Annotated in this window: 9 protein-coding genes; 2 read left to right on the top strand and 7 right to left on the bottom strand. The window is 69.2% G+C overall.

Annotated features, from left to right (window positions below):
- Together P3L51_RS19160 and P3L51_RS19155 are read left to right on the top strand one after the other, a co-directional pair.
- On the top strand, positions 1–941 hold a 941-nt coding region (locus P3L51_RS19160), incomplete at its 5' end, for a metallophosphoesterase (RefSeq protein ID WP_354606475.1).
- Between the two features lie 153 nt (positions 942–1,094).
- Positions 1,095–1,904 carry a hypothetical protein gene (locus tag P3L51_RS19155; protein ID WP_354606474.1) on the top strand — a complete coding sequence of 270 codons (810 nt, stop codon included), beginning with the start codon at positions 1,095–1,097 and terminating at the stop codon, positions 1,902–1,904.
- 37 nt (positions 1,905–1,941) lie between these two features.
- Here the strand turns inward: P3L51_RS19155 and P3L51_RS19150 are convergent, their stop codons facing one another.
- The 7 genes from P3L51_RS19150 to P3L51_RS19120 all read right to left on the bottom strand — a co-directional run bounded on the left by P3L51_RS19150 (position 1,942) and on the right by P3L51_RS19120 (position 8,315).
- The gene (locus P3L51_RS19150; RefSeq protein ID WP_354606473.1) at positions 1,942–2,637 is read right to left on the bottom strand and encodes a response regulator transcription factor; all 696 of its coding nucleotides are present in this window, start codon (positions 2,635–2,637) and stop codon (positions 1,942–1,944) included.
- Entirely contained in the window at positions 2,630–3,640 is a 1,011-nt protein-coding gene (locus P3L51_RS19145) for a sensor histidine kinase (RefSeq protein ID WP_354606472.1), read from the bottom strand. The genes P3L51_RS19150 and P3L51_RS19145 overlap by 8 nt, the downstream gene beginning before the upstream one ends.
- Before the next feature lie 246 nt (positions 3,641–3,886).
- Entirely contained in the window at positions 3,887–4,408 is a 522-nt protein-coding gene (locus tag P3L51_RS19140) for a hypothetical protein (protein ID WP_354606471.1), read from the bottom strand.
- A complete protein-coding gene (locus P3L51_RS19135; protein ID WP_354606470.1) occupies positions 4,405–6,171 on the bottom strand; it encodes an AMP-binding protein in 1,767 nt (588 codons plus the stop codon). The genes P3L51_RS19140 and P3L51_RS19135 overlap by 4 nt, the downstream gene beginning before the upstream one ends.
- Entirely contained in the window at positions 6,168–6,482 is a 315-nt protein-coding gene (locus tag P3L51_RS19130; protein WP_354606469.1) for an acyl carrier protein, read from the bottom strand. The genes P3L51_RS19135 and P3L51_RS19130 overlap by 4 nt, the downstream gene beginning before the upstream one ends.
- Positions 6,483–6,488: 6 nt before the next feature.
- The gene (locus P3L51_RS19125; RefSeq protein ID WP_354606468.1) at positions 6,489–7,013 is read right to left on the bottom strand and encodes a PaaI family thioesterase; all 525 of its coding nucleotides are present in this window, start codon (positions 7,011–7,013) and stop codon (positions 6,489–6,491) included.
- Positions 7,014–7,055: 42 nt separating this feature from the next.
- Positions 7,056–8,315 carry a ferritin-like domain-containing protein gene (locus P3L51_RS19120; protein ID WP_354606467.1) on the bottom strand — a complete coding sequence of 420 codons (1,260 nt, stop codon included), beginning with the start codon at positions 8,313–8,315 and terminating at the stop codon, positions 7,056–7,058.
- Between the last annotated feature and the right edge of the window lie 16 nt (positions 8,316–8,331).

The following is an 8,331-nucleotide window of genomic DNA, read 5'->3' as shown; positions in this document are numbered from 1 at the left end:
ACGAGATCCCCGAGGGCTACACCCCCACCGAACGCGACCTCCCGGTGATCAACGCCGGTGACACCGTGCGGGTCCGCGTCGAGACGGCCGAGAACCCCGCCGGCCCGGACAACCTCGGCCCGTTCTTCGTCGTCGGCGACGTCCACGGCTATCTCGACGAACTCGTCGCCGCCCTCGCCGAACAGGGCCTCATCGACAGCGAGGGCAGCTGGGCCGCCGGCAACGCCCGTCTCTGGTTCCTCGGCGACTTCACCGACCGGGGGCCCGACGGCGTCGGCGTCATCGACCTCGTCATGCGGCTCTCCGCCGAGGCCGCCGCCGCCGGCGGCTACTGCAAGGCCCTGATGGGCAATCACGAACTGCTGCTGCTCGGCGCCAGGCGCTTCGGCGACACCCCCGTCAACTCCGGGGCCGGCACCGCCACCTTCCAGGCCGCCTGGTTGCTCAACGGCGGTCAGAAGACCGACATGGAACGCCTCCAGGACGTCCATCTCCAGTGGATGTCCCGGCTCGACGCCCTCGTCGAGGAGGACGGGCATCTGCTGATGCACTCCGACACGACCGCGTATCTCGACTACGGCAGCACCATCGAGGACGTCAACGACAACGTCCGCGCCATCCTCACCCGCAACGACGCGGACGAGTGCTGGGACATCTTCCGCAAGCTCACCAAGCGCTTCGCGTTCCGCGACAAGGGCGGCCCGGAGGCGGCCAGGGAGCTGATGGCGGCGTACGGCGGGCGGCGCATCGTCCACGGCCACAGCCCGATTCCGTATCTGCTCGGCGACGTCGGCACCGAGGACGCCGCGGACGGCGAGGAGAGCTCCGGACCCGTGGTCGACGGGCCGCATGTGTACGCGGACGGGCTCGCCATCGCCATGGACGGCGGAGTGACCATGGCCGGAAAGCTTCTGGTCGTACAGCTCCCCCTGCATAACTGAGCAGAGTGGGGGCAGGTGATTTCGGTGAACCCCCTGTCACCCCGTGCCTCAACCGCTCTACCATCGGCTCATCCGTAGCAGGCTCTCCTCCGTTGTCGCCAATTGTCCGCTCCGAGCGGGTAATTCGGCCCTACGGAGCATCGGGGGACGCACATGAACAGCGCTCCGCATCTGCTGAACGAGGATCGCGCCGATTTCGAGCGGATTCTCGACGAGACGCTGCGCCATGCGCACGAACGTCCGGATCTGGCCGATGTCGGACAGCGGCTCAATAACGAACAGCTGCGCACCATGGCTCTCAACGCGACGTCTCTGATAACCGCCACCGCCTCGACCGAGTACGAGCACTACGCGAAGGTCCGGGAGGAATTCCGTACCCCGGCCTCGCCGACGGACGGCTCCGTGCTGACCCCGGCGGCGCACGGTCCCGGCGAGACCGGCGCGGGTCTCGCCGCCGTCGTCGCCGTCCTGGTGCCGGCCCTCGCGGGCGCGGCGGCCGTGGTCTTCCTGCTCGTCGGCTCGGTGCTGAGAGTGCTCAGCCCGGTGCCCGCCTTCTCCGGCACGCTGCTGACCGTCGGCTGGTTCTTCTGCGCCGTGACGGCCGCCGGCCTGGCCGTCGCCGGGGCCGGTCTGCTGATCACGGCCCTGCGCAACGCCTCGACGCAGGTCCCGGCCGGTGAGACGGACGGCTCCTGGCCCGACGAGGTGTCACGGGCCCGCGAGGCGTGGCGCGTCGCCCTCCTGGAGCGCGGCATCCTGCCGTTCCTGCGCGAAGCCCTGGCCGCGCCCGACGTGCGGCCGGCGCCGAAGGCCCGCCCCGCCCAGCATCTGCCGAAGATGGGCTACAGCCGCCCGAACTTCTCCAGCCCCGGCGACGGCGCGACGGCGGGGCAGCGCCCGACGTTCTCCAGCCCGGACTTCTCCAGTCCCGACTACGGCGGGCCCGAGCACCAGCCGGAGTGAGCCGGGTGGGCGGCGGCGGCCCGTGGCGGCGCGGGGATCACGGCTGCGGGTACGGGGCGATGATCCCGGCGTCCATCGCCCGGCGGATCGCGTCCACGCGCGACACCGCGCCGAGCTTCCGGTAGGCGTTCGTCAGATGCCGCTTGACGGTGGTCTCGGCCAGGAACAGCGCGGCGGCGATCTCCGCGTTGCTGCGCGCCCGCGCGACGTACCCCAGCACCTCGACCTCGCGCGCCGACAGGAGCCGGTCGGCGGCGGGCTCGCCGAACCGCTTGATCATGTTCCGGGTGACCGAGAGGTGGATCCGCTCCGGCTCGCGGATCACCGAGTGGATCAGGGTGACCAACTCCCGGCTGGAGACGGACTTCAGCAGGTAGGCGGTGGCGCCGTCGTCCAGTACGTCCCTGAGCAGCACGGGGTCGTCGCGCATCGTCAGCACGACGCAGCGGGTCTCGGGGCAGTGCCTGCCGATCTCCCGTACGGTCTCCCGGATGCCGGGGCCCGGCATCTGTACGTCCAGTACGGCGATGCCCGGCCGGTGTTGGCGTACCAGCGCCACGGCTTCGGTCCCGCTCGCGCCCTGGGCGACGACTTCCAGCCAGTCCTCCAGGGAGAGGAGATCGGCCAGCAACTCCCGGAAGAGGGTGTGGTCGTCGGCCACGACAACCCCGGTGACGCCCGCCTTGGATCCCTTGACTCCCTTGACTCCCTCGGCCCTGCGGACGTCAGCCATGCCGACGCCAGTTGATCAGCGGGATGGACACGTTCACCGTCGTTCCCCCGCCGACCGAGCTGTGGATGCTGGGGTTTCCGCCGAGCAGTTCGGTCCGCTCGCGGATCGAGATCAGTCCGCCTCGCCGGGACTTGGCGATGCCGGCCACGTCGAAGCCCGCGCCGTCGTCGATGACGGACGCCTGGACCAGGGTCTCCGTCACCCTGATCGTGATCCACAGTTCGTCGGGGTCGGAGTGCCGCAGCGCGTTTCTGGCCGCCTCGCGAATGATGAAGTAGAGCTCCTCCGCCGCTGCCGCCGGTATCTCGTCGACATTCCCCGTGACGGTCAGCTCCGCCCTGACCCCGTCCGGGACAGTGGTGTCGATGAACTTGGCGAGGGCACGTTCCATATTGGTGTCGGAGACCGACTCCCGCAGCTCACCTGAGAGATCGCCGATTTCCCGCAGTGCCACCCGGAGCGCTTCCTCGGCCGATTTCAGCTTCGACCGTACGACGGCGCTCTCGCTCTGGATCAGCGGTTCGCACAGCTCCAGTTCGAGCATGGCCACCAGGACTTCGTGGGCGACCCGGTCGTGCAGTTCCCTGGCCAGCCGGTGACGTTCGTCGAGATGGGAACTGTGCAGTTTCTCGCGGAGGAATTTGATGTAGCCGACACAGCCGAGCGCGATCTGTGTCATCACCGCGTCGTTCAAGGTCAGCGCGGTGTCGAGGAATTCATCGGGTGAGGGCGCGGCCGGCAGGAATTCGCGTACGATGACGGGCAGCGCCGTTTCGTAGAACAATTCGGCGGCGCGCACCGTCTCGGTCGGATGGATACCGCGCGAGGCCCGTGTCCTGCTAAATTCGGCCGCGGCCCGCAGGGATTCCTCGCTCGGTGTGGTCTTGGCGCGGAATCCGGTCCGCGCGCCCCGGGCGATATCGTCAAGCAGTAACTCGACCTGATTGACGAGTAACGCGCTGATTTCAGGTTCTTCGAGGAGCGGGCTGTCCAGTGCCCGCAATTGCTGGAAGAATGGTTCGACAATGTTCGTGCGAACTTGTTCGGGCAGTCCGGTTATCCCGGCATGCCCTTCCCGGTCGATCGCCACGGCAGCCCCCCGCCATTATCCCGCAGCCTCCCACGTGATATTTAGGGAGTATACGTGGCCAAGGGGGCCCTTCAAGAAAGAATATTCGTCACTAATTCTGCCAAACACCCACATTTCCGCTGCAAGTCACTGTTAAGAGTTCGGTCAAGTGCCACGGGCTCATGATCCGTGCGGCAGATCGACGGTCAGCCGATAGCCGCACGAGCCGGTATGGGCCATCTGACAGAGCCCGACATCCGGATCGATGTCGTCCGGCAGATCCATCGCCTTCAGCCAGCCGGTCAGCCGTTCGCCGGGACCGCAGTGGTAGACCTTGTCGATTCCCGCTTTCTTGACCCCCTTGTAGGCGAAGCACGTGATGACCTTGAGGTCGTGCGTGCCGTTGTCGAACGACTCCTCCGCCTCGAAAAGCGAACCGAGATAGAGATCCACGGCCGCCCGGAACAGCCGGCGGTACTGCTCGACGGTCTCGACCTTCTCGATGCCGAGACCGCGCATCAGCCGCACCATCTCCTGGCGCCCGAACTCGCGCACCACCGCGATGTTGGCCTCGTTCGCGCCGTCGATGCCGCCCGACAGCGCGGTCTGGTAGTACCAGAGCCCGTCGGTGGCCATCCACGAGCGGCGCAGCAGCTCCTCGCGCTGCGTCGCCGTGAGTTCGGGAGTGGGGTCCGCGCTCATGAGGTCACCTTCTGTTCGTCCGCCCGGTTCTGTCCGCCCGTCCGGCCCGTCCGGCGTGCGGGGTCGGCGCCGGCCGCGGCCAGCACCTCCTCCACGCCGTGCCGTTGCAGCTTTCCGCTGGAGGTACGCGGGAGCCGCCCCCTGCGTACGAGAACGATGTCCCGCGGCGTGAGGCCGAGCGAGTCCGACACGGCGTACCGCAGCCGGGCGATCAGCTCCTCGCGGGCCGCGGCCTCGGACTCCTTGGTCTCCGCGACCAGCACCAGTCCCTCGCTCAACGCGCCCTCGCCGTCGGGGAACGCCACTCCCGCCGCGAGGACCGCGCCGTTCGCGACCCCGGTGACCCGGCCCGCGACGGACTCGATGTCGCTCGCGTAGTAGTTCTGGCCGAAGACGATGATCACCTCCTTCTTCCGCCCGGCGATGAACAGTTCGCCGTCCTGCCGGAAGCCCAGATCGCCGGTGGAGACCCAGCCACCGGCGTGGACGGTGGCCCGGGTCGCCCGCTCATCGTCCTCGTAGCCGCGCGTCACCGAGTCGCCGCGGATCTGGATCTCGCCGACCAGCGAGGCGTCGGTCAGCGCCGTGCCGTCCTCGTCGACCAGCCTGACCTCGGTGTCCGCCACCGGGAAGCCGACCGAGACGATCTCCCGGCCCCCGTCGGCGCTGTCCGGCACCGACTCCACCACGCCCCGCGAGAGCGCGTCGCGCCGTACCCACGTACCGCGCACCGCCCGGCCCGTCGGCGCGAACGTCACCGCGAGGCTGCCCTCCGCCAGGCCGTACACCGGCAGGAAGGCGTCGGCGCGGAAGCCCGCCGGGGCGAAGTGCGCCGAGAACCGGCGCAGTGTGTCGGGGTCGATCAGCTCCGCCCCGTTGAGCGCGAACCGCCAGCGCGACAGGTCGAGTTCGGGCACGCGCTCGGCCGGGACGCGCCGCAGGGCGTACAGATAGCCGGAGTTGGGCGCCGTCGTCGCGGTCACCCCGTGCCGGCTGATGATCCGCAGCCACCGGCCGGGATCCCGGAGGAAGTCCTCGGGCGGCAGCAGATACGTCTCGGCGTCGGTCAGCGCAGGCGCGAGGAACGCGCCGATCAGGCCCATGTCGTGGAAGAGCGGCAGCCAGTTGCAGCTCACGTCCGTGTCGTCGATGCCCAGCCCCCCGGCGATCGCACCGACGTTGGCGAGCAGATTGGCGTGGCTCAGTACGACGCCCTTCGGGCTCTCGCTGGTGCCCGAGGTGTACTGGACGAGCGCCGGGTCACCGGCCGCCACGTCCACGTACACCGGCGACGTCGCGCGCGTCAGCGCCACGTCGAGGATCCGGAACTCACCGTCGACGCCGCCGAGCGCCGGCTCCAGCAGCCCGCCCAGCATCTTGTCGGAGAGCACGACGCGCACCTTCGACTGACGCATCACCAGCACGATCCGCTTCAGATGGATGTCGAGCGAGGCGAAACGCACCGGCGGCGGTACGGGCACCGGCACCGCGCCGGCGGCGAGCACGCCGAGGAACGCCCGGGCGAAGTCGATGGAGGTGGGGAGCGCGACAGCGACCCGCTCCCCCCGTACGACCCCGCGCTCCAGCAGTCCGCAGGCCAGCTGCCCGGCCTCGGCGTGGAGCTGGTCGAAGGTGACGCGCTCGGCCTCCTCGTCCCCGCGGAACAGGCGCATACCGTGGCCGGTGCCACGGGCGGCGACGGCGGCGAACGCGTCGACCAGGCTCACGCCGCCGCCGGCGCCACCGCCGCCGCCCGTGCTCATGCCGAGGTCTTCTGCCGGCACAGGTCCGCCACCACGTCCTGGAACTCGCCGATCGTCTGGACCCGGAAGGTGACCTCGTCCTCTATCTCGATGTCGAACGCCTTCTCGGTGTTGAGGACGATCTGGAGCACGCGCATCGAGTCGACGTTGGGGAGGGACCGGAAGTGCTGGTCGGGCGTCAGTCCCTCGGCGGGGATGTCGAGTTCGTCGGCGACGATCCGGCGGATCTTCTCGCGGACGGCCTCGTCGGTGACCGCGGTGACCGAGTTGTCGGTGGTCGCGGTGGTCGCGGTGGTGTCGGTGGTTTCCATATGTGGTCAATCCCCCTGGATGGCGGTTCTGTTGGAGGCACGGAGCACGTCGACGAGTCCGGTCGGCAGCCGTGTGCCGTACGTGCCGAGCACTTCGTCCGTGAGCAGGTGGAACGTGCCGTCGGCGGCGGCCACGAGATCGCCGCCCGGCAGCCGGATCTCCCCGGAGGCACGTACCGAGAGGGCGTCGCGCTTGGTGATCTCGGCGTGGGCCGTGTACTCGGCGCCGGTCTCCATGGGCCTGCCGTAGCGGATGCGCAGGCCGGTGGTGAAGGCGGAGATCCGGTCGGACCGGTACACGGCCTGGGCCAGCGTCTCGTCCAGGATCGCGGCGACGATCCCCCCGTGGATGACGCCGGGGAACGACTCGTAGTCGGCGCCGAGCTTGATCCGGGTGCCGAATCCGTTGCCCTCCTCCTCGAAGACCAGCCGCAGGCCGATGGGGTTGTGCGGAGCGCAGCCGAAGCAGTTGGCGGTGTCGGTCGCCGTCTCGCTGCCGCTGGCGCGGTCGTTGAACGCTGACTCGGGCAAACCCCGCTCCTCAGGTCGTGGACTGTCGCTGTGGGCGCCGGATCAGATGAGCGAGCGGAGCTTGCGCTTGAGGTCCCTCGACGACTCGATCGAGTCGTCCTCGACCAGGCGTCGCACCATCGACAGCACCTTGCCGTCGGCGGCGTCGGTGGCGCCGTCCTGGATCGTCTCGATGCGCCGGACGCCCTTCGCCGACGTCGAGTGCGGGTAGAAGTGCCCGGCCGGGTGCTTGAGTCCGTCGCTGCGGTCCGCCAGCCAGACGTACGCCATCTTGAGCGCGGCGATCTGGCTCTCCCGGTTGCCGTCGCACAGTTCCTGCGTGAAGACGTAGAACGCGCGGGCGTGCCGGGACTCGTCACGGCCGAGGAGCTTCCAGATGCCCCTGACCACGGGCTCCTTGGTCTCGGCGGCGAGCGCGCGGTAGAGCTCGGCGGCGCGTGCCTCGGAGATGATGTTCATCATCAGGGTGCCGACGCGGGTGTCGCCCATCGGGTACGGCTCGCGCTTGTAGAGCGCGTGCTTGGAGCGGACCTTGACGCCCAGCTTCTCCAGGCAGCGCGCCTGTACGAGCGAGTGCCGCGCTTCCTCGGCGCCCCAGCTCAGCGCCCAGGACGAGAAGCTGGTCTCGCCCTCCCACTCGCGCAGGAAGTTGTGCGCGCCCGGCAGGGTGCCGAACTCGATGATCGCCGCCTCGGTGAGGAAGTCGACCTCCTCGGCGCTCATCAGCTCGGGGTTGAGCTTGTCGAGTTCCAGCTCACGCCAGTCCCAGCGGGTGGTCTCGAACCAGTCGAAGATCTTGTTCCACGTCATGTCGAGGTAGAAGTCGGTGTAGAGCGGGTCGAGGATCAGCGAGCCGTGGGCCCGCATGCCTATCTCCACGGTGTCGGCGAATCCGAACCCGTCGAAGGCGGCCGGGGCGATGATGTCCTCGACGTCGTGCACCTCGGCCCAGCCGGGTACTTGGCCGCCGGCGCCTTCGCCGACCACGTACACCCGGGTCTTGGCGAAGCCGCGCATGCCGCGCAGGCTCCGGACCGCGGCCGGTGCCGCCGAGCCGCTGCCGCCGATGAAGGCGACGGCCAGGTCGGTGCCCGGTTCGAGGTCGTTCAGATAGCGCTCGAAGGTGTCGGGGGTGGTCCGGTCGAGGCCGATCTCGCCGAAGCGGGCGAGGGAGAGCTGCGGGCCGAGGGCGAGCGCGGGCAGACAGTCGACGAAGACGACGCGCGTCCTGCTCGTGCTCACCGGGTTGTCGGTGCCCGCGGCACCGTTGGTGCCCGTGCCGAGGTTGATGCTTGTGCTCATGACGTTTCCTCTCGAA

This window comes from Streptomyces panacea (assembly GCF_040560175.1).
GTDB classification, from domain to species: Bacteria; Actinomycetota; Actinomycetes; order Streptomycetales; family Streptomycetaceae; genus Streptomyces; species Streptomyces panacea.
This window is presented reverse-complemented; position numbering and strand designations above follow the sequence as displayed.